Genomic DNA, 25,584 nt, shown 5'->3' on the forward strand with positions numbered 1-25,584 from the left:
TGATTACATGCGAAATAGGTATGGGAAGCCGATTTCGGCAAAAGATTGTCTCGGCCTGCCCTACAGTGCGGACGCCAGATCAGAGCGTGGTGGCTAGGAGCCGATGTCCTGGTACCGGCGCAGCGCCTCGGCACGCTCGGTGCCGTGGTCGACGATCGGTTCCGGATACCCTTGTGGCCGTTCGCCTTTGCGTAAGTGCACATCCTCCGCGCCGCGCAGTTCGGGCAGCCAGTACCGGATGTAATCGCCTGCGGGATCGAACTTTTGGCCCTGGGTGGTCGGGTTGAAAACCCGGAAGTACGGCGCGGCGTCGGTGCCGCAACCCGCGCACCACTGCCAGCCGTGCTGGTTGTTGGCCATGTCGCCGTCGGTGAGCTGGTCCAGGAACCACTCGGCACCCCATTGCCACGGCAGATGCAGGTCTTTTACCAAAAACGACGCGACGATCATCCGTACCCGGTTGTGCATGAAGCCGGTCTCGTGGAGTTGGCGCATGCCGGCGTCGACGATCGGGAACCCGGTCCTGCCGGCCTTCCACGCTTCGAGCCGACGTTTGGCTTCCGCGCCCGTATCGGTCTGGATGCCGTCGAAGTCGCTGTTCCAATTGCGCCAGGCGCTGGCCGGCCAATAGTGCAACACCCCCGCGTAGAAGTCACGAAAGGCCAACTCCCGCAAGTATGTCTGCGCTCCAGCTGCACCCAGGTTCATCGCCGCCACCATGGTGCGGGGATGGATGGTGCCGAACTTCAGATGGGCCGACATTCGGCTGGTGCCCGGCAGGTCCGGCCGGTTCCGGTCTTCGGCGTAGCGCTGCAGCCCGTCGTCGGCGAACTGCTTCCACTGCGAAAGTGCCGCCGCCTCACCGGTTTCGAGACCCAGCTCGACGCCGGGGTCGGGGATCGCGCACTGTTTGACCACGTGGGCCGGGTCGAGCCAGCGGGCCGAATCGGCGCTCGACTGTGCGGGTTTGCGCCATCCTTCTTCTCGCCACTTCCGCAGAAACGGGGTGAACACCTTGTAGGGCTCACCGTCGTCTTTGGTGACCCGACCGGGAGACACCAGATACGGCGATCCGGTCGCAACCAACGGCACCGAACCCAGTGCGGCGCACACCTTTTCGTCGCGGCGTTTTCCGTAGGGCGCGAAATCCTCCGAAATGTGCACCGCCGTCGCGTCGATCTTCTTGGCGATGCGGGGAATCTGCTCCTCGGCGCGGCCTCGGGTCACCAGGAGCCGGCCGCCCAGGTCGTCTTGCAGTCGTCGCAGCGTGTCACCCAGGAACTGCAGGCGGCGCTGACCCGACGAGTTCTCGAGCCGGGGGTCGACCACAAAGCAGGCGAGCACGTCCTGCGATTCGGCCGCGGCGAGCAGCGCGGGATGATCGCGCAACCGCAGATCGCGGCGAAACCACAAGAGGGCAGGCACTATCGGTTCAGCCGCCAGATGTGGGTGGACAGCACAGTGGCGAACGCACACCACAGCGGGTAGGGCGCCAGGGCCGCGCCGGCGCGCGGGTCGGCCGCGGCGGCGCGGCGGGCGAGATCGGCGCTGCTGACCGTCAACGCGGCCGCACCGAGCACCGCCGCCCCGAGTTTGTGAAAACGGAAGAACAGCCAACTCCATCCGGCGTTGAGCAGCAGGTTGACGGTGAGGGCGGCGGCATAGCCGCGCGCCTTGTCGTGTTGTCCCGCTGCGCGGAACTTGTCCACGGTCACCGCGGACGTGGTCGCGATGTCCGCGTAGAGCGCGGTCCACACGATAGGGAAGGCGACGCTGGGCGGCTGGTATGCGGGTTTGCGTAGTCGCGTGTACCACCCGGGCACGCGTCGGGGGCTGGCGATGCTTCCGGTGCCCGCGGCCACGGCTACGGCAAGCGATGTCACGGCCAGAGTTGAGCGCTTCACAGCGTACTCCGTTCATATTGGATCGAATTGCGCTGTTGCGCAATGACTGTCGTTTCAGTTGGCTTTGCAGGCCACCAGATGCGATCGCCCATGAGGGCGAACAGAGCGGGTATGACCAGCGTGCGCACCACAAAGGTGTCGAGCAGGATCCCGAGCCCGACGATGATCCCGAGCTGGGTCATCACGATCAGCGGCAATACTCCCAGCACACAGAACACGGCGGCTAGAACGATTCCCGCGCTGGTGATCACGCCGCCGGTGGCCGACACGGCTCGAATCATGCCATCGCGTGCCCCGTGCCGCGCCGATTCTTCACGGGCGCGGGTGACCAGAAAGATTGTGTAGTCCACGCCGAGGGCGGCCAGGAACAGGAACGCGAACAAAGGGGTGCTGTTGTCCAGGGCCGGAAATCCGAAGACGTGCTGGCTCGTCCAGCCGCCGAGGCCGAGCGCCGCCAGCGCGCCGAGAATCGTCGCGGACAGCAGGTTGGGCGGGGCGAGCACCGAGCGCAGCAGCACGAACAGGACGACGAGTATCACGATGAGGATCGCCGGGATCAGCGTCAGCCGGTCGTGCAGGGCGGCGTCGCGGACGTCGAGGGCTTGCGCGTCGGATCCGCCGACCAGCGCAGCGGGGGAGGCGGATTTCGTCGAATTGCGCAGTGCGGCAATGGTGGCGAATGCTCGGTCCGACGAGGGCGCGGCGCTGATCACCACCGACCATTTCGTCAGGCCGGAGTTCGACTGACCCGCGTCGGTCACCGACACCACACCGGGAGTCGCGGCGATCGCCGTGCGCACCTGGGCTGCCTGGGAGCGGGGGGCCACGACCAGCGTGGGGTTGGCCAAGCCGGCGGGAAAATGCGCGGCCACGATGTCGTAGCCGGACACTGAGTCGGCTTGCACCCGGAATTGTTCGGTCTGCGACAAGCCGATTCGAGTCCCCAGCAGCCCGCTGGCCAATGCCGCCAGCACCGCTATCGCCACGACGGCGACGACGGCGGGACGACGGGCCACCTGTTCGGCGACCCGGTGCCACGCTCCGGCTTCCAGAGTGTCGGCGCCGTCGGGCCGGGGAATCAGGGGCCAGAACAGTCGCCGGCCGCACAGCGCGAGCAGCGGAGGCAGTACCACCAGGACCGACAGGGCCGCGATGACCAGGCCGCAGGCTGCCAGCGCGCCCAGGCTGCGGGTGCTGGGGGTCGACGCGAACAGCAGGGTGAGCAGCGCCAGCACCACGGTCGCATTGCTGGCGAGGATCGCCGGTCCCGCTCTGCGCACCGCGAGGCGCAACGCGTCGCGGTGGTCGGGGTGGCTCCGAAGTTCTTGCCGGTATCGGGAGATCAGCAGCAGCGCGTAGTTGGTGCCCGCCCCGAACACCAGCACGCTGGTGATCCCGGAGGTCGCGCCGTCGAAGCTCAGGCCCGTTACTGACGACACCGAGGTCCCCACCGCCGCCGCCACCCGATCCGCGAAGCCGATCACCAACAGCGGTGCCAGCCACAGCACCGGTGAGCGGTAGGTGGCAATCAGGAGCAGCGCCACCACGGACGCGGTCACCGCCAGCAGCGTGATGTTGGCGTCGGTGAACGCGTTGGCGATATCGGCGCCGAACGCCGGGCCTCCGGTGACGTGGTCCCGCAGATCGGCGGGCAGGCCGTCGTTTGCCGCGGTGCGCAGCGCTGCGACTCCCTCGTTGAGGACCATGCCGGATAGATCCGCGCGGATGGTCACGAGGCCGATGGCCGCCTTGCCGTCCGCCGACACCATCGGCGGCTGCATGTTTGCCGCCGCGAACGGTGCGACGACGCGCTGCATCCGGTCACGGGCGGCCCGGGTCGCGGTCACGTCGGCGGAGTCCAGCGGGGCGCCGTCGACACGGCTCACCACCAACAGCAGGGGAGCCTGATCGCCGCCGGGGAATTGCCTGGCCAGGGCGTCGACTTTGGCCGAGTCCGAGTCGCTGGGTAACGACAGCGGCGCCTGCCCGGCCGATGCATTTGCGCCGATCAACACGATCAACCCCATGCCCAGCAGGGCCGCTGCCAATCCCAGCCGCCACGAGCGACGGTTGCTCACCCACGAGGCGAGAGTGTTCGACATCGGCACCATTATTTCAGTCGATTAATCATTAATCAACTTAACATTCTTGGTAGGAAAGCGCTATGCTGCGATTCTGATGTACCCCAACGAGGGCTCCCCCGAACGTGTTCGGCTCGAAGCACTGATTGCGGCCGACGCACGTACCCTCAGCGCAGAGTCCGACCAGATGGGTCGAGTGTTCGCGGCGGTACACCGGTTGCATCCCAATGACTTTCGCGCCCTTTTGCACATCCTGGTGGCCGAGACTTCCGGGGCGCCACTGACATCGGGGGAGTTGGGCCAACGGATGGGCTTGTCCGCGGCGGCCATCACCTACCTGGTCGAGCGCATGATCAACTCCGGTCACATCACCCGAGATTCGGACGCAAACGATCGTCGCAAGGTCATCCTGCGGTACTCCGATCCCGGTATGGCGACCGCCCGCTCGTTCTTCAGCCCCTTGGGCATCCATACTCGTGCGGCGCTCGATGACTTACCTGATGCGGATTTGGCTGCGGCACATCGGGTCTTCACGGCAGTTATCGCGGCAATGCGCCACTTCCAGGGTGAGTTGGGCTCAGCCCAGCCCTAGCCGCGCCGCACGGTCGCCGAAGGTGCGATCGTGCCATCGTGCCAGCGGCGCGGGGGCCCACCAGTTCAGGCCGCCAAGCACATGCATGAATGCCGGCACGAGTAGCACGCGCACCACAGTCGCGTCCATCAAGACGGCGATCGTCAGTCCCAAACCGAACATCCGCATGAAGGACACCCCGGCGGAGATCAGCGCCGCGAAAGAGATCGACATCAGCAGCGCCGCGGCGGTGATGATCCGGCCCGTGCGCGCCAGACCCAGGGCGATACTTTCGTCGTTGTCCGTCCGCGTGCGCGGTGAGCTGAGCCAATACTCGCGGATCCGGGCAAGCAGAAAGACCTCGTAGTCCATCGACAATCCGAAGGCGATGCAGAACATCAGCACCGGGACGTTGACCGCCAGCGTGCCCGTCGACGTGGTTCCTGCCGCCCCCAGGTGGCCGTCTTGAAAGATCCACACCAAGGCACCGAACGTCGCGGTCAGCGACAGCACGTTGAGTAGCACCGCCTTGACCGGAAGTATCACGCTGCCGGTAAGCAGGAAGATCAGCAACATTGTGACGACGGCGATGAACGCGAACACGAACGGCAGCCGGGAGGTGATGCCGTCGATGCAATCACGATTCGTTTGTGCCAGACCGGTGATCAGGACACGTCGGTCTTGCGGCGGGACGACCGCGTGCAAGCGAGCCAGTTGTGCCTCTGACGCTCGTGTGAAAAGCGGTGCCGTGCTTTCAACGGTCAGGTACGCGCTGCCCCCCGCGATCCCGGCCGGAGCCGACGGCGGACCCTTGGCCTCACCGGCGACGAAGGTTCCGGTCGGAGAGGACACCGCAGAGACATCGGTGACTCGGGACAGCCGCATCGCGTAGTTGTCCAGCTCGGTCGTTGTCAGACCGTCGGATTCGGGAAAGACGACCTTCACTCGGGTCTCTGAATTTGTGCCGAATTCGGTACGGACTCGATCGTTGACGATTCGGGCCGTCGACGATCTCGGCAGTACTCGGTCGTCGGGATAGCCCCATCTGACGCCGAGGAACGGCGCACCGAGCACCAGCAAGACTGCCGTGAGGGCCATCCCAACTGGGATCGCGCGACGCATAACCAATTTCGCGGTTCGGTACCAGAAGCTCTGTTGCACCCCCCGTTGTGCTGACGGGCGAGGGAGGAGCCGACGACCCCATTGCCAGACGTTCAGCGCGTCGAGCCGGTCTCCGATCAGCGCGATCGCTGCGGGCGCCACCACCACCGCCGCCACGGCGGCGAACACGACCACTGCCGTCCCGGCGTAGGCGAAGGACTTGAGGAAATACATCGGGAACAGTGCCGTAGCAGCCAGTGCCAGCGCCACCGTGCTCGCCGAGAACAACACGGTCCGGCCGGCCGTGGTCACGGTTTTCACCAACGCCTCGTCGGGACCCACCCCGTCCGCACGCTCGTCGCGGTAGCGGCTGATAATCAGCAACGTGTAGTCGATGGCCAGGGCGAACGCCAGTGCCACCGTCACGTTGAGGGCAAAGACCGATACGTTCGTCAGCAACGCGATCGCGCGCAATACCGCGAGTGAACCCGCGATCGCCAAAGCGCCGACGGCCATCGGTAGTGCCGCGGCCGGTATCCCGCCGAACACCCAGACCAGCGCGATGAAACTCAGCGGTATCGCGATGACTTCCATTCGCAGCAGGTCTTTTGCGGTCTGCTGGTTGATCTGTTCAAACACCAATGCCGATCCACCCGCCCGCACCGTCACTCCTTGCCGGTCACCTACGTAACGCTCTGCGAGTGACTGGGCACGCTTGGGAGCGCTGTTCTCATCCCCGTTGAGAGCGACGAGGATCATCGCGGTGTTTCCGTCCGCGGTGAGTAAGCCGGGCGCAGGTCGGGAGTCCCACGGGGATGCCACCTGAGATACGAACGGAGATTTCACAAGTTGCCCGACGATCTCGGTCCCGACCGTCCTTGCTGAGCCGTCCCGGGCGCCGTTGGGCGAACTCACCAACAGAATGAGTTCGAGCTCACCCTGATTGAACTTTCCGGCGATTATTGCCGCGCCGCGCGCCGATTCGGAAGTTGGGTCCATGAATCCGCCGGCCGACAGGCTGTTGGCAGCGGGCAGGCCAAATACGGTGGTGGCCAACAGGACTAACAGCGCTATTGCGATAACTCGCTTGGGGTGTTTCACGCACAATCGCGCCGCTCGCGCCAGGGGGCCGCGGCCTGCATCTTCCCTCGGCGGGCGCCGGCGGGCGAGCACGCGCCCCATGCCGCGCGATGACTTCAGCGATTTCTGACGGGCGGCGGATCCCAAGGCGAGTGTGACCTCCAACCGTTGGTTCCCGCGGCTTCGGTGGCGGCGATCGATGCCGAGATTACGTTAAGTAACTGAAACATTCAAGTATTTAACTAAAACCCATCTTCCGATAGGCTGGCGTGTATTCCAAATGAGTGAGGTTGCTGTGTTCGGGTCGATAGCAAGCATGGTCGGGCAGCTGCTCGAGGCGGCGGGTTCGGTGGTCGGGTACCGTCACGGCACCGAGGAGCCCGACCATAGCGTCGAGAAGCTGACTGAGAACGTGGAAATCCGCCGCTACGGTGCACGGATCGCCGCGGAAACAACGGTGCGAGCCGACGAAGAGAGTGCCCGCAACGCGGGCTTCCGGCGGCTTGCCCGGTACATATTCGGTGCCAACCGCGACAGCCAGAAGATCGCCATGACGGCACCGGTTGAACAGCGCACCGGCAAAGGCGAGAAGATAGCCATGACTGCACCGGTGGCCCAAGTCCGAGCCGGCGACCAGGAATGGGTGATCCGGTTCTTCATGCCTGCCGACAAGACGCTGGAGTCGTTGCCGGTGCCCGACGACGCGGAAGTCAGGCTGGTCAGCGTGCCGCCGGAGACGATGGCGGTACGTCGGTTCTCCGGCAGCCGAAGTGCCCGCGCTGTTGCCGCGCAGACCGCTGAGTTGTTCAATACGTTGCGCGACAACGGATTCAAAGCCACCGATGAGCCCGCAGCGTGGTTCTACGATCCGCCGTGGACAGTTCCGCCGTTGCGGCGCAATGAAATTGCGGTGCCGGTCAAGCGGACCGGATAACAATGACGGCCGACCGCGCTGAATTGACCACACGTAAACGCCGGCACATCGACGTTTGTCTGCACGATGACGTCGGGTATCAGGGCACGACGACCGGTTTGGAACGCTACACGTTGCCCTACAACGCCTTGACCCAGACCAACCTCGACGACATCGACTTGTCCACCGAATTTCTCGGGGTGCGGTTGCGGGCGCCCGTGCTGCTGGGCGCGATGACCGGCGGCGCGCAGTTGTCGGGCACCATCAATCGGCATCTGGCCGCAGCGGCGCAGAAACTCGGCCTCGGGATGATGCTGGGGTCACAGCGGATCATGCTCGAGAGCGCGTTGGGCGAACGTGCCGCCCCCAGCTTCACCGTGCGTGACGTGGCACCAGACGTGCTGCTGTTCGGCAACATCGGGCTGTCGCAGTTCACCAAGGATACGATAGGCGACATCGCGCAAGCACTTGACCGGGTGGGGGCGAATGCCCTTGCCGTGCACACGAATCCGTTGCAGGAGGCAATGCAGGACAACGGCGATACCGACTTTGCCGGTTCACTGGACCGACTCCATGACCTCACCGATAAGCTCGGCTACCCCGTACTGTTGAAGGAGGTCGGCCACGGGATCGGCGCCACAGCGATCGCCGAACTGCTACGGCCCACCGGTGCGGCGCCGGTGGCGGCCATTGATGTGGCGGGCGCGGGCGGCACATCATGGTCGCGCGTGGAGCAATTCGTCCGTTACGGCGAGCTGCGCTATCCAGATCTGGCGGACTGGGGCATACCCACCGCGCAGGCGGTGCGCGAGGTGCGTGCGGCCCTGCCGGACATACCGTTGGTCGCCTCCGGTGGAATACGAACCGGCACCGATGCCGTCAAAGCGCTGTGTCTGGGTGCCGACGTCGTGGCCGTTGCTCGCCCGCTGCTGTCGGCTGCCGTCGAATCAGCCTCTGCGGTAACAGACTTCCTGCAGGGATTCATCGACGAGATGCGAATATGCCTGCACGGATGCGGTGCACAAGATCTGGGTGCAATCCGACAGATCGGCGTGAGCACAGTCCCGTGAGGCAGGCGCGAGTTCTTGCGTACGGGTCGCCCGCGCTAGGCCACGTGTATCCGCTGGCCGCGCTGCTGCGGGAAATGGCGGCGCGCGGCCATCAGGTGCACCTGCGCACCCAAGCCGCGCAGGTGCAAGCCATGGCGGCCATCGGATTTCGCGCCGAGCCCGTCGATCCGCGGATTGAGGCGATCACCGGGCAGGACCGGCTGGCCACCAACCCCTTTGGGATGTTGAAGTCCACCATCGACGTGCTGTGCCGGCGGGCAGTCGTTGAAGTCGACGACCTGCGCCGTGCTATCGAGTCCGTGGCACCCGACGTGATCATCGTCGACGCCAACTGCTGGGGGGCTATCTCGGCTGCCGAGGCCAGTGGCGTTGGGTGGCTGGTGTTTTCCCCCTTTACGCCGTACTTGAGTTCACGCGCAGCCCCGCCGTTCGGCCCCGGTTTCCGGCCCATGAGTGGTTTGGCCGGACGCATCCGCGACGCACAGGTACGTCCAATGGTCCACCATCTCTTCGATCGCCGGATACTGAAGAGCGTCAACCCGATTCGGGTAGCGTTGGAGGTGAGCCCGGTCGGCTCGGTGGACGAACTGATGAGACGCGCGCCGCTGCTGTTGGCGGTGGGGGGTGAACCCTTCGAATATCCGCACCCCGATTGGGACGACTCGGTGCATTTCCTTGGTGCGTGTTTTTTCGAGCCCACCCCGGCGGTGGTGCCCGAGTGGCTATCGGCCATCGACGATCCGATCGTATTGGTGAGCACGTCCTCGATCCCGCAGGCCGACGCCAAGCTGGGGCAGATGGCGTTGCGCGCGTTGGCCGATCAGCCCGTCCACGTAGTCGCCACCTTCCCGGCCGGGGTGCCCGCGGAGCTGCCGCGGACAACCAACGCCACCGTGTGCCAATTCGTGCAGCACAGCGTGATACTCGACCGTGCGATCTGCGCGGTGACGCACGCGGGGATGGGGGCCACGGTGAAGGCGCTCAGCCGGGGTGTGCCGGTCTGCGCCGTGCCTTTCGGGCGCGATCAGGCTGAGGTCGCCCGCCGCGTTCAGGTAGCGCGGTGCGGCACCCGGCTGCCGGCTAGAAGGCTGACACCCACCCGGCTCGCCGAAGCGGTCCGCAGGGCGTCGGCGATGACCGATGGTGCGCGCCGGGTGGCCGCGGGTTTCGCCGCTACCGGGGGCGTGGCACGCGGTGCCGACCTGATCGAGCAACGCTTGTTGGGCACCGCACGGCTTACTGCGCAGGGCCCTGACGCCGGTGCGGCTCCGCGGGTTCGGAGTTCGCAGACGAGTTAGGCACCGAGGTGAGGACTTCCTCCTCGAACGTCGACATCGCCGTGATCATCGCGGTGAAGACACGGTGCGCGGCCATCAAGTCGTCGTCGCTGAGATCGGCCATCGCGGTGGTGAAATGCGCACCGAGAGGTTTGAAGAAGGAATGGGCCATGGTCATACCGGTGACCTCGTAGCGCAATAGCCACTTGCGCCGGTCCTTCGGGTCGGGTTCACGCCGGATATGTCCGGCTTCGATCATCCGATCGACGAGATAGGTGATCGCCGCGGGGGACACGTCCATTCGCTGCCGTAGCTGCGCCAACGTCAACGGCTCCCCGGCCGTCTCGGCGACCATGATGTGCAGCAGCGCGTGGAAGTCGCTACTGCTGACTTCGTTCATGCGCGCGAAATGACGGCCAACCCGGTCGGATCGCGCGGTCATGGCCCGCAGATCGGCCGACAGCGATCTCTCCAGCTCAGCACGGCTGAGTTGCGGGTCATGCGCGCGGCTGTTGGTCACTTACCGGATCCTTCACTAGTTACACCAGGGTATCCGCGCGCTTTGCCGAGAACGACTCGAGCAGGCGCGTCAGAGGTGAACCTAGCGGAGCGGTCGAGGGAAAAGCGTCAGGCTCGGGTCGGGTCGTGGCCCTTGTCGGTCAATACCTGTCGCCTTTCTGTCGGTCGCGGGCCGGGTTCGGCTACCGGGCGAACGCCGCTGAAATCGCGGTCAGCTGCCGGAGCGGATCCGATATCGGCGTTCGGCGTAATCGATGTCGTCGCGCCACAGCCGCTTGGTGGCGAAGCGCACCAGGCGGGTGATGATCGGCGCCGCACGCCCGGCAAATCGGAATCCCGGTCGCTCCGAATGCGCGACGACGGCTTCAATGACGGCAACCCGCGGACGTCCATCCGGCCCCGGGCCCAGCGGCGTGGCGTGAGTTTCCACGACGCTGCCGGTTCCTTCGCCTTCGACGATGCGCATCACGACGGTGCGGGCCTCCGGGCTGGTGAATTCCGCTATCACCGGAACGCCGATTGGGCCCATCCGGAACGTGACCGCGACGATGAAGCGGTCGTCCTGCTCCGTCGGGGCGGTGAGCACCTCCAGCTCGGTGAACGAGTAAGGGTGAAACCATGCGCCGTGCCAGGGGTCGAGCCGGTTGGCGATGATGTCGGCCGGCTCGCAGTGGCCGACCAGGTGAGCGACGGTGTGCACCGTTTCGCCGGTCGGTCGGGTAGGGATGTTCGGCGCGTCCAGTGGTGCCTCGCCGCCGACGGAGTCGAGGCGTACCCAGGCCAGCACGCCATCGTCATGACTGGGATAGGGCCGCCAACGCATTTCGCATGTCTGGCCGTCCAGCGCCAGGCCGTGCCACCGACAGAACAACACACCCTCGCGCACCACCCCGGTCGAAAGGTCGGCGCCCAGATGTGGACAGCCCGCCGGCCCGACGCACAGTCGGTCGTCTTTGTCGCGCCAGGCGACGAGCTCGATGCCCGCGACGCACGCGCCGAGCGGGCGATCGCGCCGGATGTCTGCGCTTGCGGCAAATGCGTACCAGTTACCGGTCGGCCTGGACTGGGACCGAGCCAAGGCGGCCTCGATGAGGGCCGGGTTCGCGTCGCGGTAGGTCGGTCGCTGCTCGGACCACGGGCTGCGCGGCATGATCTCGACCGGCCAGTCTTTCGGCAGCCGGCGGCGTAGCTGGTCGCGGACGTTCATAGCGAGCGTCCTTGCCGTTCGGCCAGCGACCGAAGCAACCTCGACCGGCCACGGATCGGAACCGTGCACAGCTCGTGGCCGGCCAGTCCCCATCTCGCGAGCAGCCGGTTAGCGGCCACCCAGCCGGTCGTGGCGGCCCGCTCCATCAGTGCGACAGGCAGATCCACCCGAACACCGTCACCGGCCAGCATCAGGGCGGGTTGTGGTGTGGTGACGGTCGGCCGGCGCGCATAGGTGCCGGGGGCGAACAGGGGGCAATCGCTTCGGCGCAGCACACGTTCGCGCACCACTCGCGCAGTTGCGGTCTCGGGGTACATTCGGTGCAGCTGTCCAATCGCCGCTTCCTGCGGGGTATCGCTATCGATTGCATACGAATGTAATTCGACAACGGAGCCGCCGGTGCGGCGGGTCCATTCGGCCGCTTCGCGCTCATAACGCTCGAGCACGCTGATGTTGTCCAACGGGGGATGGCCGGCGGTGCCGAGGAAGGGCGCTCGCGCCGGGTCCACCGGCCGGTCCAGCCAGAGGCGATGAACCACGAATGGCGGCGCGGTCCGTAATTCGCGAATCCTGCTGTACCACTCGTCGTCTCCGAGGCCTGGGGACGCGGCCACGACTTGCTGCAGACCGCGCGTGTCGAGTGCGAGTACCACGGCATCGGCGTCGAACCGCTCGGCCGAATTCGTCTCCACCCGCAGGCAGCTGTTCGCGCCGGGGGCAACGCGGCGAACCTCTGTTCCGAGGTGCACCCGAACGCCCCGATCTTCCAGGTATTCCCGCAGCGGATCCCACAGGCTCACATTGAAGTTCGCGTTCGCAACGTCGAAGAGCAGACCTTCATTGGAACCCAGGAAGTAGATGTGGAACATCGTCGCCAGTTCCGCGGCCGACAACTGGTCGGGCGCCGCGAAGAAGCTGCGCGAGAACACCTCGAACGCGAGGTGACGCGCCGACTCCGGGAAGTTGAGGCTTTTCAGGAATGATTCGGCGTCGATGTGGTCGAGCTGCCAGTAGATGTCGGGCACCGAGACCGCAGCCAGCGGTGCCGCGGTGCGAGCATCGATGCGGGCCAGGTCGCCGAGTCGAAAAGTCGGGCTGCGCAAGGCGAATGCGAGCGCATTCCACGGCGGTGTTCGCGGCAACCCTTCGAAGGTGTCACGCCGGCCCGCGCCGTCAACCAACGGATAGTCGTCGACGCCGACGAGCATCCGCAGTTGTGGATCGACGCGGCGCAGCAGTGCGCGCAGGTTGTAGTACTGTCGGAAGAACGCGTGAAACCCGCGGTTCATCGCAAAGTCGTTGCCCGGCTGAGGTTCTCCAGGCTCGGTCCAGCCGCCGACCCGGCCGCCCAGGTAGCCTTCGCGTTCGACGATGTCGACGGTGACACCGCGTTCGGCCAGGCCGGCAGCGGCAGTCAGGCCGGCGATGCCCGCTCCGACGACCACGGCACGGGGCGGCGACGGCAGTGCCCGTGCGTCGGGCAACCCCGGCGGTGCCGGGTGAAGGTGGCGGCGGCGGTCGGTCATTGCGGCGCATCCCCCCGGAAGGTGTGGACGATGTTGCGTTGCCAGCCGGGGACCGTGTCGCTGCGCACCGAGGTGAAACCCGCGTCACGCATCCGGAGCTGGAACCGCGCGGCCCCGTCGAAGGTCAGCACGCTGCGCCACAGGTGGCGGTACAGCACAGTGTCGCGCGTTTGCAAGCCGCCAGCGGGAATGATGATGCCCCAACATACCGCATGCCAAATCCACCGCGCCACAAGCGAATCACGCACCGAGTACTCGTGCGCCACCAGAGTGCCGCCCGGACGCAGCAGGTCTCGAAACGCTGACAGCGCAGCGTCGGGATCGGCGAGGTTTCGCAGCAGATATGCCGCCAGGATGCCGTCGAATGGTCCGTCGACACCGTGCTCACCGAGCGTTTCGACGCGCGAAAGCACAAACCGCACGGATGGCGGCCATCGCTTTTTCCTTGCGGCGTCCAGCATTCCGTTCGCCGCGTCCACCGCGACGATCTCGGCTTCGGGCGCGACCTTCAGCAGCGCCGCCGTGGATGCACCGGTACCGCAACCCGCGTCCAGCAATCGCAGACCCCGGCCGCGGCCGGGAAGTTGCATACGGTGTGCGGACAGCTCCAGGGCTGAGTGGTAGCCCGGGTTGGCTCCGACCAATCGGTCATAGGCGTGCGCGCCGACGTTGAACGCCGTCGGCACGTCGTCGCGGGGCAGACCCCTGTCATCTATGCGCACGCTGGTACTCCCAGAGCAATAATACGGCCGTGACCATGGCGAACCCGAACAGGAAATCCTCGATCGGGATGTCGAACGGGAACCGAATCCCGCTGGTGTCGCGGTCGTTGTACAACACGATAGGCGCGCTGCGTTTGGTCAGCCAGCCGTCGACCGGTACTTGGAAACCGAGCACGATCACCATCGACAACCAATAGGCGAGTCGCCTGAACAGCCCGGTATGCAGCAGGGCGAACTCCAGCCCGATCACCGCCAGCACCGACACGACGGCGGGCACGGTGTAGCCCAGGCCGATCATCGGCGCCGGCCTCGCCCCAGCATGGCGGTGACCGCGTTGTAGGTCAGCAAGGCGCACAACGGAATCACCACGAAGAACAGCAACTCTTCCACCGGGATGCGAAACGGAATGTGCATGCCGCTGAGGTAGGCCGCGTTGTACGTCCAGACCCCGGCGGCGATCGCGACCGCGTCCCACACCAGGAACACGGCGGCAACCGGGAGCACCGCGCGCAGCAGGCGCAGCGGCTGGCGGTAGACGCCGGGCCTAAACAGCTCCAGCGGCGCCGTGATCGCCAGGCACAACCCCAGCACGATCAGGTACTGCCAACGGTCGCTCACACGCCACCGCGCTTCCGGTGTTCGGTGTCGGCGCCGGACTCGGCGAACCGGAGCCGCCAGGACCACAGCAGTCCCTTCGCGGCGACCTGGAGTCGTCGTGGCATCCCGACCGTCGCCCGGCCGGCGAATACCGAGAAGTCGGTTTCTTCAATGCGGTCCAGGATCTCGGAATAGAGCGTCAACGCGGTCGCGACGCAGGGCCGGGACCTGGGTGCCAGCAGCGAGATCCCATTGGCGGCGTAACGATAGATGTTGCGGGTGATGTCGTGCTGCGCCGCCAGTGCCGCGCGCACGCGCGGATCGGTTTGGCGGTGGCTGTGACACCACATCAGCAGGTCGCGATCGACACCGTGACTGGCGAGTTCGTCGGCGGGCAGATAGACCCGGTTTCGCTGCAGATCCTCGTCGACGTCGCGCAAGAAGTTGGTGAGTTGAAAGGCGCGGCCCAGGGCCGCCGCACATGACGCTGCCTCTGTCGGGTCCCCGACTATGCCGAGTATCGGAAGCATCTGCAATCCAATGACTTCCGCGGAGCCGCGCATGTAGACATCCAGTGCGTCACGGTTCGGGTAGTCGGTGACGGTGAGATCCATCCGCATGGAGGCGAGGAAGTCCTCGAACAGATCCGCGGCGATGCCGTAGCGAGCGATGGTGTGGTTGACCGCGACGAGAACGGGTTCATCCTCATGCGGGTCGGCCGAGAAAAACCGATCGGACAGCCGCTGCAGCCGCTCTGCGCGCGCCTGCGCGTCCAGGGCCGCGTCGAACTCATCGAGGATGTCGTCGGCGTGGCGGGCGAAGCCGTACAACGCGTGGACAGCCGGACGCTGATCCGGCGCCAGCAGGCGCGTCGCCAAGAAGTAGGTGCGGCCGTTGTTGGCCGCGATCTTCCGGCACTGGCGATAGGCGAGCCGAAGCCGCGGGTCGTCGACTCCGGCTGCATCCAATTCGGTGCGGATCATCGCAGCGGCGCCTTCATATCGAGAACTGTTGCGGTCCGGTTCTTTTCGATGGCAACCCCGGTAATCCGGTCGGCAGCCAGCCGCCCGGAGATCAGCGTGGTGGGCACACCCACGCCGGGCACCGTCGACGAGCCGGCCAGCACGGCGTTCGCGATTCCGCGCACGGTGTTGGCGGGCCGGAAAGGACCGGTCTGGGCGAAGGTGTGGGCCAGCGCGAACGGGGTGCCGGCCGCCATGCCTTGACGTGCCCAATCTTCGGGGGTGACGACGCCGAGGATTTCGGCGCTGTCGCGCAGCCCGGGCAGCAGGCGTTCCTGCACCGTATCCAGCAGGGTGTCCGCGTATGCGGGACCGCGGCGCGCCCAGTCGATGGGTCCGTGCGCCAGGTTCGGCGCCGGAGCCAACACATAGAGCAGATCGCGTCCGTCGGGGGCCAGACCAGGGTCGCTGACGGTGGGCCGAGTCACCAGCAAGGACGGGTCTCGCATGGTGCGTCCGTCGCGGATGATGTCGGTGAACGTCTGCTCCCAGGACTCGCCGAAAAGTATGGTGTGGTGCGCTTGTTGAGCCGCAGCGGCGGCGTGACAACCCACATGCATGACCACCGCGGACGGGGCCGGGCGTGGCGGCAATAGCCGGCGTGGTCGCCGGCCCAACAGCTGATAGGTAAGCGGCAGTTCGGTGGTCAGGACGATCGCGTCGCACTCAATGCGATCGCCGTCGGCGGTGCGCACCGCGGTGACCTGCTCACCGTCGCGGTCCAGCGCAGAAACCGTTGACCCGTAACGAAACTGGACTCCGGCCCCGATGGCGGCCGACGCGAGGGCGTCGGGCAGCGCGCGGACGCCGCCGCGGGTGAAGAAGACGCCGGCGACCGTGTCCATGTAGGCGATCACCGCGTACACGGCCAGCGCCTGCTGTGGCGCGACGCCGGCATACAGGGACTGAAAGGTGAAAATCCGCCGTAGCCGCGGGTCACTGATGTGACGCCGGACCATGGTTTCCCACCGCCGGAACCCGCCCATCGCCGCGAGTTGCACCAGCCTGCGGTTCACCAGGGACAGTGGAGAGTTGAAGTTGGATCCGATGAAGCCGTCGAATTCCGTGCGGTACAGGCGATCCAGCCAGTCGCGTAGCTGTAGGTAGCCCGACGCCTGCTGTGGGCCGGCGAACTCGCGTATCGCCGCGGTCATCGCCACGGCGTCGGTGTGGACGTCGATGCTGCTGCCGTCGGCGAACATGGCTCGGTAGGCCGGGTCGATCGGCATCAGGTCGACGAATTCCGAGCGGTCTTTACCGACCGCGGCAAACGGCTCGTCGATGATGTCGGGCATGGTGAGCACCGTCGGCCCGGTGTCGATCCGATAGCCGCCGACGTCGAGTCGGCCCGCTCGTCCACCCGGCCAAGCCTCACGCTCGACCACCGTGACCTCGCGGCCCCGTCCGGCCAGATGCAACGCTGCCGACAGGCCCGCGAATCCGGCTCCGACCACGACGACGCGGTCGCTTCGTGCGCTCACGCGGCCCGCCTGGTGCAGACGCTGGCCATGTCGACCAGTGCGCTCATGATCAGATCGTCGATCGATCCACCGGTTAGGGCGTTACACGCGGTGGCGACGCTGTCATCGATCAAACCCTCGATGAATTGCACCGCCCCGGTGGCCAAGATCATGTTGCGCCAGTATTCCACCGCGGCCTCGTCAAGGCACTCGCAATTCATCAGCTCGCTGAACTGCCGTCGGGTGGCGGCATCGGCGAGTTGGTAAGCAGCCACCACGACGCTGGTCGCTTTGCGTTCGCTGAGATCGCCCCCGTTGGGCTTGCCCGTGACGGTGGGAGAGCCGAAGACGCCGAGGATGTCGTCGCGCAACTGGAACGCCTCGCCGATGGCCGCACCGTACTGGCCAAGGCTGGTCAATACCCGTTCGTCGCAGCCCGCCATCGCCGCACCGATCTCCAACGGTCGTCGTACCGTGTAGTTGCCGGACTTCATCCGGGCCACCCGCAGGACCGAATCCATCGTCGGCAGATCGCGCAGATCGGTTGCCAGGTCGGCGAATTGGCCTACCGCCAGCTCGGTACGCATGGCGTCGTAGCGCGGCCAGGCGCGCTGCAGCGGCTCGGCCGCCAGCCCGCTGTCGCGAAGCATCTGTTCGGCCCAGACCAGGCACAGGTCGCCGAGCAAGATCGCCGCGGATTCACCGAACCGCAGCGACGAACCGGCAAGGCCGCGCTGTCGATGCCAGTCGGCGAACTGGACGTGCGCCGCCGGACGGCCGCGCCGCGACGGCGAACAGTCCATCACGTCGTCCTGCAGTAAGGCGAACGCCTGCAGCAACTCTAGACTGGCTGTCGCCGACAGCGCCGCGCTGTCCGGCCCTGCGCCACACAGCCAGCCCAGATACATGAACGTCGAACGCAGGCATTTTCCGTCTGTGACGAATTCCAGCAAAACATCGCCGGCGACGTCGACGCCGGAGGGGGCCAAGTCGTCGGCGCAGCGCACGGCGACGAACCGCGTCAGCTCGGCGAGGACGGCTTCTCTCAGGCCGGTCCGCCACGCTCGCAGTTGACCCGGCTGGGGTGGCAGTAGAGCAATCGACGGCAGCGCTTCGACCGGTCGTACTTGCGGAAACGAACGCACCGTGCCCACCGAAGCACCCCCAGCACGGTTGGTCGGCCGCTGTTGCGAACGGCTCAGATTCACGCGTTGGTACCCCTTCGACGAGACAACAAACGGGCGACTGACGGTTCTAGGGCGAGGTCTGTCCACCGGTCAGTTGCATATGAGTTCTGGTTCATCTGCTTAAACATTAAATTATTGAACGACCGAGCGCATCCCCCACCCTACGGGTTTGATCGGCTTTAGGCCGGGTACCTGCAGCGACACGGCAATCACACGCACCGCAGGGCGTTATTCGCACAGCTCAGGCACTGTTTGTGTGGTTCCTTAGATGTTTCTAACAACCGAAAAAAGGAGTCCGCCGGTGAGTGTTTCCGACGTTGTCGCGCTGCCGTTCCGATTGGGATCGGCGGTGCGCGGTCGCCGGTTCTTTCATCCCGCCGGGGTACTGGCCAAAGGCCACGCGGAGCGGGTCGCACCGGCCCAATGCGGTCTGCCATTCCCGTCGGGTGACGTTGTCGTGCGCTGGTCTAAGGCCGTGGGCACACCCGGGTCTCTCCCCGATTTCATCGGCTTGGCCATCCGCATCGCGGACCCGCAGCCACGCGCCGGACTGTGGGACATTCTGCTCGTCTCGGCCGGTTCCGGAGTAGTGACGCGTGCGGTGGCGTTGCGGCCGGTCGCATCGTGGACTGGGCAGACGATGACCAATCTCATGCCCCTGCGCTACCGGGAAAGGCCCTGGTGGTTGCGCGCCCGCATCGATACCGAGATCGGTGGCACCGGCCTGTCCCTCACGGACGTGGCCGGCCGGATCCAGTCCGGCGGAATCGATGTCACCCTGGACCAGGCCGGGGGCAGAGGTGATTTCACACCGTTGGCACGGCTGCACGTGTCCGATCTCGTCGACGCGGGGCGCGCGGATGTCTCGTTCGATCCCGTCCTTAATACCGCGCCCGGCGTGACGCTGTATCCGGGCTGGCTTGCCGATCTTCGTGGCCGGGCTTACCAGCGCAGCCGGGAAGGCCGGTTCTCCGGGCTGTTCGCGGCACGCCGCGAGTCCTAATTGCGCACAGTTTCGCGACCGAGCAGGTGGCGTAGGGCGCCGTCCAGCTCGGGTTGGCGGAAGCGGTGCCCGGCGCGGTCCAGCTTCTCTGGCGCAACCCGCTGATTGGCCAGGGCGAGTTCCCGGGCCCCCTGCTCGCCGAGCAAGATTCGCGGCCCCAGCGGCGGAACCGGCAGTACCGCGGGCCGCCGCAGCACGTGGGCCAGCGTGCGGGTGTACTCACTGTTGCGAACCGGTTGCGGCGCAACAGCATTCACCGGACCAGAAAGCTTGGTGTCCCACAGTGCCCGGTGATAAACATCGATCAGGTCGTCGATCCCTATCCAGGACAACCACTGCCGGCCATTGCCGAGCCGGCCACCGAGACCGGCGCTGAACAGCGGACGCATCAGTTTCAGTGTGCCGCCGCGGGGCGATTGCACGATGCCGGTGCGCACCTGCACCACCCGCGCCCCGGCCTGGGCGGCCGGCGCGGTCGCATCCTCCCAGTCCGCGACGACGTCGGCCAGAAATCCGTCGCCACGCTCGCTTGCCTCGGTGAGGTTCTCGTCGTCGCGGTCGTATCCGTAGTAGCCAATGGCCGAAGCCGAGATCAGCATCGGGGGGCCGGCGGTTATGCTCGCCACCAGTTCGGCCAGCCGACGGGTTGGACCAATCCTGCTGTCGTGCACCGCTTTCCGGTGTTCTTCGGTGAACCGCCCGGCGATCGATGCGCCGGCCAGATGGATCACCGCGTCGACCCCGGTCAACAGATCCGGGTTGGGGTCGTCGGGATTCCACTGTCGTTCGTCGTCGCCACGCGCCCGGTGGCGGACGAGTCGCAGGACGCGATGGCCGCCGGTACTCAGGAACGCGCACAGCGCCGACCCGACCAGTCCCGACGACCCGGTGACCGCCACGGTCAGCGGGTTGAGCCCGCGCCGGGCCGCCAGCCGATGAGCCGCCAAATCGTCGGCCAGCTGGCGGTGCCGATAGACGAACATGGGCCGCAAAGCGGCGCCGGGCACCGGAGTCTGGACGCGGTCGATCACCTCGGTCCGGTTGTCGCCGAGGTCTTCGAATTCGTGGATGTGTCGCCACCGCACGGCGACGCGGGCGGGCAGCGAGGCCAGCCCGTCACTGCCGATGGAGTCGACGAACCGCCGTGGCGGGTCGTAGCCGTCGGCCTGGTGCTGGGCCACCCAGCGCAGCCCACCCGGCAGGGCGAGTTCGGCCCTTCCGTCTTCGAGTGAGGCCGCCTCGGTGACCAATCGCATCGGCGACCATGGGGGCGACAGCCGCTCGAAGGCGCCCGGGCGTGCGTACCAGGCGAACACGTCCTCGCGCGGCGCATCCACCACGCTTGAATATTCGAGTCCCATCGTTCGATTCTTACCCGATGACGACGAAGGCATGCCTTGCGCCGTGGTGGGTAACTCAGACGGCATGAGTATTAACGGCGCCCTGCGGTCCCTGCTCGACACCGCTCTGGACCGGTCGATCGTCGGAGGCTATACCCGTGTCGGCTATCAACTGCGCAGCCTGGGATGGCCAGACGACCCAGCGCCGCACGCGCTGAAGGGAAAAACGGCGCTCGTCACCGGGGCCAACCGGGGCATCGGCAAGGCGATTGCGACAGGCCTGGCGGAGTTGGGAGCGAGCGTGCTGTTGACGGTGCGCGACGAGACGAGCGGTGAGCTGGCCCGAAATGAGATCGTCGACGCCAACCCCGAGGCCGACGTGCAGGTGGAGGTGTGCGACGTCGCCGACCTCTCCGCAGTGCGTGCCTTCGCGGCTGAGTTGTCCGCGCGGGTGTGGGAATTGGACGTGCTGATCCACAACGCCGGGGTGTTGCCGCCGCAGCGGGCCGAGACCGCCGATCGCCATGAGGTCACCCTGGCCACCCACGTGCTGGGGCCGGTGCTGTTGACCGAGTGCTTGCTTCCGGTCCTGCGCGGCGCCGAGAACCCGCGGGTGATCTTCATGTCCTCGGGCGGGATGTACACGCAGTCGCTGCCCGCCGACGACCCCGAGTACTCCGACGAGCCGTACAGCGGGGTCACCGCGTACGCACGGACCAAGCGGATGCAGGTGGCGTTGACGCCGATCCTGTCCCGCCACTGGGCCGACGACGGCATCCGCGTCTATTCGATGCACCCCGGGTGGGCCGATACGCCCGGGGTGGCCACGTCGCTTCCCGGTTTCCGGGCGCTCACCGGTCCGCTGCTGCGCACGCCCGAACAGGGAGCCGACACCGCGATCTGGCTGGCCGCCACCGAACCGGCGCCACCCAGCGGTGGTTTCTGGCATGACCGGCGGCCCCGCCCTGAGCACTATCTGCCGTTGACCAGACACGGCGAGCGTGAGCGCGAACGCCTTTGGCGCTATTGCGCCTATTCGATCGGCATCGACAACGCGTGAGACTCAGCGGTCGGGCAGCGCGTGCTCGGAGATCGGCAGCCGGGGCAACGGCTGACGCTCGCCGCGCTTGGCCGCCACATACACCTGCGCGGTGTGCCCGGCGACGGTGCGCCAGTCGAAGTCTGAGGTGAGCCGCTCGCGGGCGGCGCGAGCACGCTGCTGCGCGGCGGCCGGATCGTCGAGCACCGTGCGCACCGCCGCGGCCAGTCCGGTCACGTCGCGCGGCGCGCACGACACCCCGGTCTGCCCGTTGATCACCGCTTCACCCAGGCCGCCGATGTTGGAGGTCACCAAGGGCGCGCCGGCCGCGGCGGCCTCCAAGGCCACGAGCCCGAACGGCTCGTAATGGCTTGGGAACACCGCGGCGTCGGCCCGGTGCAGCGCCGCCAACAGTTCATCGTGGTGCAGGTGCCCGACGAAGCGAGTTGCCTTGAGTACCCGGTGTTTACGGGCCTGCTCGACGAGCCAGTCCTGCTGGGTTCCGTCGCCGGCGATGGTCAGCGTGGTGCCCGGGTTGGTGCGCCTGATCCGCGGCAGCGCGGCGATCAGGTCGTGCACACCCTTCTCGTACTCCAGCCGCCCCACGTAGAGGAGTTCGGCGGGCCCGGTGCGGGGGCGCCGCAGCGCGAATGGCCAACGGGCCGCGTCGATTCCGTTGGGGATCACCGTAGTTTCGGCCAGGCCGGGTCCGAACAGTTCGGTGATCTCGTCGCTCATCGACGCCGAACATGTGATCAGCGAATCGGATTCACGCACCAGCCACGATTCGACCGCGTGCACCTGACGGCTGATCGCTCCGGAAACCCAGCCCGAATGCCTGCCGGCCTCGGTCGCGTGGATCGTGGAAACCATTGGTACGTCGTAGTATTGGGCGAGCGTGATGGCGGGATGGGCAACCAGCCAATCGTGCGCATGCACCACGTCGGGTTGCCACAATCGCTGCGTGCCCGGTTTCTTGAGTGCGAGCCCGGCGCGGATCATCGCGTGCCCCATCGCCAGGGTCCAGGCCATCATGTCTGTGCCGAAAGCGAATTCGTGCGGATCCTGGGCGGCGGCGATCACCCGTACACCCTCGCTGATCTCGTCGGAGGACGGGTGCGTGCTGGGGTCGGTGCCGGTCGGGCGGCGCGACAGCACCACCACGTCGTGGCCGGCGGCGGCCAGCGCGGTCGACAGGTGATGCACGTGACGGCCCAGGCCGCCTATCACGACCGGCGGGTACTCCCAGGACACCATCAGGACTTTCACGCGCAGCCCCCTTGTCGCCGAGACTGCGCCCACGGCGTGGATTTGGCTCCGAAGCACACCGTGGCCGCAGTCTCGGCGCCACCGCTGCAGACTCGGCGCCGGGCTGTCATCGCGGCAGCCTTCGGGCATCCAGCGCGCCGAATAGACCGTCGGCGCGGTTCCATCCGTCGGCCAGCCGTTGCGCGGTGTCGCGGCGGCCCGAGGCCAGCGCCCCGGCGATCTCGCGGGTGGCGTGCGCGTGCAGATGGGCGCGGTAGCGGGCGTAGTCGGCGGCGGAGTCCTTGCTGACCATGAACGGCCAGTCGCTGGACACCGTCAGCAGCGTCTCCCGCAGGATCTGGTCGGCGACGCGGTCGCGCGGGGTCGGGCCGTCGCAGTTCTGCGACAGTGCCTTGTCCACGGTGCTCAGGGCGGTGTCGACGACCTCGGTGTTGAGCTGGACCAGGTCGGCCACCTGCTCCCCGGCCCACACCTGCCAGTCCTTGCCCGAGCCCCACGAACTGGGCGGCAGCGCCACCGACTCGCCGACGAATCCGCCGTCCAGCGCATCGGACAGCGTGCCGACCCGCACTCCGGCGGCGGGCAACGCCCGCAGCACCCGGGCCAGCCACGTCGGGCCCTCGTACCACCAGTGGCCGAACAGTTCGGTGTCGAAGGCGGCGATGACGTGAGCCGGGCGCCCGATGCGCTCGGACTCGCTGCGCAGCCGGTTGCGCACGACGTCGACAAAGTCGGCGACATGCACGTCCACCGCGCGCTCGGCGCGCTCGGGGTCATACGGCGCCTTGGCATCCGAGGACACGTTGCGTCCGGTGACCCGCGCCGGCTTGAGCCCGGTGAGGTGGTCGTAGGTGTGGAAGTCGCGGTACGCGGCGTGGCCGGGGTAGCCGGATTTCGGCGACCACACCCGGTAGCTGACCTGCAGGTCGCGCCCGAACGCCACGACATTCGTGTCACCGACGGGTCGTCCCAGCGCCGTGTCGCCGTGCAGCGAGGGACCGTCGACCATGAAGTGGGTGATCCCGGCGCCGGCGTAGTCGCGTTCCATCCTCGGGGCGTAGGCGCACTCGGGCGCCCAGATGCCGCCGGGGCGGTATGCCAGCCGTTGCTGCGCGTCGGCCAGGCCCTCGCGCAACGCGAATTCACGCAACCGCGGGGCGAGCAGCGGCTGGAAGGGGTGGGCCAGCGGGCCGCCGAGCAACTCCACGGTTCCGGCGTCGATCAGGCTGCGCAGTAGCGGGCTGGCGCCGTGCTGCCACAGCGTGGCGTAATCCTCGAGCGCCCGATCCGCCTCCGCGCACTCGCGAATTCCGAACTCCCGCAACGCTTCCGGTGTGCAGGATTGGTAGCCGGCCGACTTCGACTTGGGGATCGACCGCACGCTGGCGGCCTCGGCCGCCCGCAGCCTCCAGTTCGCCAGCCAGTGATGCATGCCGTCGAGGCAGTACGGGTCGTCGAGTTGCGCGTTGACCACCGGGGTGACCCCGAGGGTGACCAACCGGTGGCGATCCTCGTCGGCCAGGGTGCGCAGCACGCGCAGCAGCGGCAGGTAAGCCGCGGCCCACGATTGGTACAGCCATTCCTCGCCGACCGGCCAGCGGCCGTGGTGGGCCAGCCACGGCAGGTGGGTATGCAGCACCAGAGTGAACATGCCGGGCACCGGTGTCGCGGAATTGCTCACGGCCGCACCGCAATCGCGACCAGATCCAGGCTGTCGTCAATAGGATGCGTGTCCCGGTCCCCGGCGCCGACGAGCTCGAAGTCGTCGATGGTGACCGCGGCGACGTCGGCGGCCAGCTGCGGCGGCCATGGCACTCCCTCGTCGCCGGCCACCGCCAGTGCGATCTGCGCCTCGATAATCGAACCGCCGTGACGCAAATCCATTTCGCGCAGGCGGGCGCCGTGGAACAGGCCGCTGACCGCCACCCGGGTGAACCCGGCGTCGACCAGCAACTCGGTCAGCTCGTCGGCGTTCAATTCCCTGGTATGGAACGGGTTGATCGGGGTGTCGCGGCCGGGGGAGAAGGTGATGCGGTTGGGCGTCGACATCATCAGCAACCCGGACGGCCGCAGCACCCGCGCGCATTCCTTGACGAACTGGGTCTGGTCCCACAGGTGTTCGATGACCTGGAAATTCACCACGACGTCCATCGAGGCGTCCGGCAACGGGAGCTCGGCCAGGTTGGCCTGCATGACGTCCACCCTGGGGTAGCGGCTGCGGACGTGAGCCACCGCTGCCTCGTCATAGTCCACCGCGATCACCCGGCGGGCGACGTCGGCGATCAAATCCGCGCCGTAACCTTCGCCACATCCGGCCTCGAGCACGTCACGGTCCACACAGTGCTTAGCCAGCCGCTGATAAACCACTTGATGGCGGCGGAACCAATAGTTCTCGATGTCCAGGTCAGGAATCGTGCGCTCGCCCGTCAGCGTCAACACCCCCGGATTAGCAGGCAAGACCTCCGGCGCTGTGCCGGCGGGCGGGTGCTGGGGGGCGTCGGGGACGAATGCGCTCATTGCATAGGGAGGCTAACGCGAAGTGCCGGATTCGCGAACCGCTCAGCGGGTAGGCCAGGGTCGCGGGGGGAGGCGGGCCTGCAAGAACCTGCAGTACGACCCGCTATGGTGTGAGAGCAGGCCGCACAAAGTTACCCAGTAGTAACACCCGTGTGCGTTGCGAAACACGTACTGAAAAG

The 25,584-nt window shown here is 66.7% G+C and carries 23 protein-coding genes; 6 read left to right on the plus strand and 17 right to left on the minus strand.

Going from position 1 to position 25,584, the window contains the following annotated elements:
• Positions 1-93 precede the first annotated feature (93 nt).
• The 3 genes from AC5Y5O_RS14210 to AC5Y5O_RS14220 are packed head-to-tail and all read right to left on the minus strand — an operon-like array spanning position 94 to position 4,006.
• Complete coding sequence (locus AC5Y5O_RS14210; RefSeq protein ID WP_096285857.1) at positions 94-1,425, minus strand: cryptochrome/photolyase family protein; 1,332 nt, start codon at positions 1,423-1,425, stop codon at positions 94-96.
• Complete coding sequence (locus tag AC5Y5O_RS14215; RefSeq protein ID WP_096285859.1) at positions 1,425-1,904, minus strand: TspO/MBR family protein; 480 nt, start codon at positions 1,902-1,904, stop codon at positions 1,425-1,427. The genes AC5Y5O_RS14210 and AC5Y5O_RS14215 overlap by 1 nt, the downstream gene beginning before the upstream one ends.
• Positions 1,901-4,006: an MMPL family transporter gene (locus tag AC5Y5O_RS14220; RefSeq protein ID WP_096290962.1), complete on the minus strand. Its 2,106-nt coding sequence runs from the start codon at positions 4,004-4,006 to the stop codon at positions 1,901-1,903. Before AC5Y5O_RS14220 ends, AC5Y5O_RS14215 begins: the two co-directional genes overlap by 4 nt.
• A 76-nt stretch (positions 4,007-4,082) precedes the next feature.
• Between AC5Y5O_RS14220 and AC5Y5O_RS14225 the strand changes: the two genes are divergently transcribed.
• Complete coding sequence (locus AC5Y5O_RS14225; RefSeq protein ID WP_096285861.1) at positions 4,083-4,577, plus strand: MarR family winged helix-turn-helix transcriptional regulator; 495 nt, start codon at positions 4,083-4,085, stop codon at positions 4,575-4,577.
• Here the strand turns inward: AC5Y5O_RS14225 and AC5Y5O_RS14230 are convergent.
• Positions 4,563-6,839 carry an MMPL family transporter gene (locus tag AC5Y5O_RS14230; protein ID WP_096290963.1) on the minus strand — a complete coding sequence of 759 codons (2,277 nt, stop codon included), beginning with the start codon at positions 6,837-6,839 and terminating at the stop codon, positions 4,563-4,565. The two genes, AC5Y5O_RS14225 and AC5Y5O_RS14230, sit on opposite strands and share 15 nt — an antisense overlap.
• A gap of 178 nt (positions 6,840-7,017) precedes the next feature.
• Between AC5Y5O_RS14230 and AC5Y5O_RS14235 the strand changes: the two genes are divergently transcribed.
• From AC5Y5O_RS14235 to AC5Y5O_RS14245, 3 genes are read left to right on the plus strand one after another with little or no spacing between them, the layout of a single operon-like run.
• Positions 7,018-7,671, plus strand: a complete 654-nt coding sequence (locus AC5Y5O_RS14235; protein ID WP_096285862.1) for an SOUL family heme-binding protein — start codon at positions 7,018-7,020, stop codon at positions 7,669-7,671.
• A 2-nt stretch (positions 7,672-7,673) separates the two neighbouring features.
• Complete coding sequence (gene fni / locus AC5Y5O_RS14240; protein ID WP_096285864.1) at positions 7,674-8,720, plus strand: type 2 isopentenyl-diphosphate Delta-isomerase; 1,047 nt, start codon at positions 7,674-7,676, stop codon at positions 8,718-8,720.
• The gene (locus AC5Y5O_RS14245; RefSeq protein WP_243393822.1) at positions 8,717-10,018 is read left to right on the plus strand and encodes a glycosyltransferase; all 1,302 of its coding nucleotides are present in this window, start codon (positions 8,717-8,719) and stop codon (positions 10,016-10,018) included. Before fni ends, AC5Y5O_RS14245 begins: the two co-directional genes overlap by 4 nt.
• Here the strand turns inward: AC5Y5O_RS14245 and AC5Y5O_RS14250 are convergent.
• From AC5Y5O_RS14250 to AC5Y5O_RS14290, 9 genes are all read right to left on the minus strand, one after another.
• On the minus strand, positions 9,957-10,517 hold the full coding sequence (locus AC5Y5O_RS14250) for a MarR family winged helix-turn-helix transcriptional regulator (protein ID WP_207768482.1): 561 nt from the start codon (positions 10,515-10,517) through the stop codon (positions 9,957-9,959). The genes AC5Y5O_RS14245 and AC5Y5O_RS14250 overlap by 62 nt on opposite strands.
• Before the next feature lie 210 nt (positions 10,518-10,727).
• Positions 10,728-11,723 carry a DUF5914 domain-containing protein gene (locus AC5Y5O_RS14255; RefSeq protein ID WP_096285868.1) on the minus strand — a complete coding sequence of 332 codons (996 nt, stop codon included), beginning with the start codon at positions 11,721-11,723 and terminating at the stop codon, positions 10,728-10,730.
• Positions 11,720-13,249 carry an FAD-dependent oxidoreductase gene (locus AC5Y5O_RS14260; protein ID WP_096285870.1) on the minus strand — a complete coding sequence of 510 codons (1,530 nt, stop codon included), beginning with the start codon at positions 13,247-13,249 and terminating at the stop codon, positions 11,720-11,722. Before AC5Y5O_RS14260 ends, AC5Y5O_RS14255 begins: the two co-directional genes overlap by 4 nt.
• Entirely contained in the window at positions 13,246-13,971 is a 726-nt protein-coding gene (locus AC5Y5O_RS14265; protein WP_096285872.1) for a class I SAM-dependent methyltransferase, read from the minus strand. The genes AC5Y5O_RS14260 and AC5Y5O_RS14265 overlap by 4 nt, the downstream gene beginning before the upstream one ends.
• Complete coding sequence (locus AC5Y5O_RS14270) at positions 13,958-14,269, minus strand: lycopene cyclase domain-containing protein (RefSeq protein ID WP_096285874.1); 312 nt, start codon at positions 14,267-14,269, stop codon at positions 13,958-13,960. The genes AC5Y5O_RS14265 and AC5Y5O_RS14270 overlap by 14 nt, the downstream gene beginning before the upstream one ends.
• Positions 14,266-14,589, minus strand: a complete 324-nt coding sequence (locus AC5Y5O_RS14275; protein ID WP_096285876.1) for a lycopene cyclase domain-containing protein — start codon at positions 14,587-14,589, stop codon at positions 14,266-14,268. Before AC5Y5O_RS14275 ends, AC5Y5O_RS14270 begins: the two co-directional genes overlap by 4 nt.
• Positions 14,586-15,551 carry a phytoene/squalene synthase family protein gene (locus AC5Y5O_RS14280; protein ID WP_500025610.1) on the minus strand — a complete coding sequence of 322 codons (966 nt, stop codon included), beginning with the start codon at positions 15,549-15,551 and terminating at the stop codon, positions 14,586-14,588. The genes AC5Y5O_RS14275 and AC5Y5O_RS14280 overlap by 4 nt, the downstream gene beginning before the upstream one ends.
• Complete coding sequence (crtI, locus tag AC5Y5O_RS14285; RefSeq protein WP_096285880.1) at positions 15,548-17,071, minus strand: phytoene desaturase family protein; 1,524 nt, start codon at positions 17,069-17,071, stop codon at positions 15,548-15,550. The genes AC5Y5O_RS14280 and crtI overlap by 4 nt, the downstream gene beginning before the upstream one ends.
• Positions 17,068-18,159 (minus strand): polyprenyl synthetase family protein, encoded by a 1,092-nt coding sequence (locus tag AC5Y5O_RS14290; protein WP_096290965.1) that lies wholly within the window; start codon positions 18,157-18,159, stop codon positions 17,068-17,070. Before AC5Y5O_RS14290 ends, crtI begins: the two co-directional genes overlap by 4 nt.
• Before the next feature lie 346 nt (positions 18,160-18,505).
• Between AC5Y5O_RS14290 and AC5Y5O_RS14295 the strand changes: the two genes are divergently transcribed.
• On the plus strand, positions 18,506-19,240 hold the full coding sequence (locus tag AC5Y5O_RS14295) for a catalase family protein (protein ID WP_423790864.1): 735 nt from the start codon (positions 18,506-18,508) through the stop codon (positions 19,238-19,240).
• Here AC5Y5O_RS14295 and AC5Y5O_RS14300 read toward each other — a convergent pair.
• Positions 19,237-20,601 carry a TIGR01777 family oxidoreductase gene (locus tag AC5Y5O_RS14300; RefSeq protein ID WP_096285884.1) on the minus strand — a complete coding sequence of 455 codons (1,365 nt, stop codon included), beginning with the start codon at positions 20,599-20,601 and terminating at the stop codon, positions 19,237-19,239. The two genes, AC5Y5O_RS14295 and AC5Y5O_RS14300, sit on opposite strands and share 4 nt — an antisense overlap.
• A gap of 64 nt (positions 20,602-20,665) precedes the next feature.
• Between AC5Y5O_RS14300 and AC5Y5O_RS14305 the strand changes: the two genes are divergently transcribed.
• Positions 20,666-21,640, plus strand: coding sequence for an SDR family NAD(P)-dependent oxidoreductase (locus tag AC5Y5O_RS14305; protein WP_096290966.1), 975 nt, complete (start codon positions 20,666-20,668; stop codon positions 21,638-21,640).
• Between the two features lie 3 nt (positions 21,641-21,643).
• Here the strand turns inward: AC5Y5O_RS14305 and AC5Y5O_RS14310 are convergent, their stop codons facing one another.
• The 3 genes from AC5Y5O_RS14310 to AC5Y5O_RS14320 form a co-directional block, all read right to left on the minus strand.
• Entirely contained in the window at positions 21,644-22,888 is a 1,245-nt protein-coding gene (locus AC5Y5O_RS14310) for a glycosyltransferase family 4 protein (RefSeq protein ID WP_096285886.1), read from the minus strand.
• Positions 22,889-22,994: 106 nt separating this feature from the next.
• A complete protein-coding gene (locus AC5Y5O_RS14315; protein WP_096285888.1) occupies positions 22,995-24,569 on the minus strand; it encodes a 1,4-alpha-glucan branching protein domain-containing protein in 1,575 nt (524 codons plus the stop codon).
• A complete protein-coding gene (locus AC5Y5O_RS14320; RefSeq protein ID WP_096285890.1) occupies positions 24,566-25,405 on the minus strand; it encodes a class I SAM-dependent methyltransferase in 840 nt (279 codons plus the stop codon). The genes AC5Y5O_RS14315 and AC5Y5O_RS14320 overlap by 4 nt, the downstream gene beginning before the upstream one ends.
• Between the last annotated feature and the right edge of the window lie 179 nt (positions 25,406-25,584).

This window comes from Mycobacterium sp. NGS40, assembly GCF_059812735.1.

Coding starts and splice junctions, on each gene's coding strand:
- AC5Y5O_RS14220 (WP_096290962.1), bottom strand. CDS start 4,006: ATGTCGAACACTCTCGCCTCGTGGGTGAGCAACCGTCGCTCGTGGCGG.
- AC5Y5O_RS14225 (WP_096285861.1), top strand. CDS start 4,083: ATGTACCCCAACGAGGGCTCCCCCGAACGTGTTCGGCTCGAAGCACTG.
- AC5Y5O_RS14230 (WP_096290963.1), bottom strand. CDS start 6,839: ATGGGGCGCGTGCTCGCCCGCCGGCGCCCGCCGAGGGAAGATGCAGGC.
- AC5Y5O_RS14235 (WP_096285862.1), top strand. CDS start 7,018: ATGAGTGAGGTTGCTGTGTTCGGGTCGATAGCAAGCATGGTCGGGCAG.
- fni (WP_096285864.1), top strand. CDS start 7,674: ATGACGGCCGACCGCGCTGAATTGACCACACGTAAACGCCGGCACATC.
- AC5Y5O_RS14255 (WP_096285868.1), bottom strand. CDS start 11,723: ATGAACGTCCGCGACCAGCTACGCCGCCGGCTGCCGAAAGACTGGCCG.
- AC5Y5O_RS14260 (WP_096285870.1), bottom strand. CDS start 13,249: ATGACCGACCGCCGCCGCCACCTTCACCCGGCACCGCCGGGGTTGCCC.
- AC5Y5O_RS14270 (WP_096285874.1), bottom strand. CDS start 14,269: ATGATCGGCCTGGGCTACACCGTGCCCGCCGTCGTGTCGGTGCTGGCG.
- AC5Y5O_RS14280 (WP_500025610.1), bottom strand. CDS start 15,551: ATGATCCGCACCGAATTGGATGCAGCCGGAGTCGACGACCCGCGGCTT.
- AC5Y5O_RS14295 (WP_423790864.1), top strand. CDS start 18,506: ATGTTTCTAACAACCGAAAAAAGGAGTCCGCCGGTGAGTGTTTCCGAC.
- AC5Y5O_RS14300 (WP_096285884.1), bottom strand. CDS start 20,601: ATGGGACTCGAATATTCAAGCGTGGTGGATGCGCCGCGCGAGGACGTG.
- AC5Y5O_RS14305 (WP_096290966.1), top strand. CDS start 20,666: ATGAGTATTAACGGCGCCCTGCGGTCCCTGCTCGACACCGCTCTGGAC.
- AC5Y5O_RS14320 (WP_096285890.1), bottom strand. CDS start 25,405: ATGAGCGCATTCGTCCCCGACGCCCCCCAGCACCCGCCCGCCGGCACA.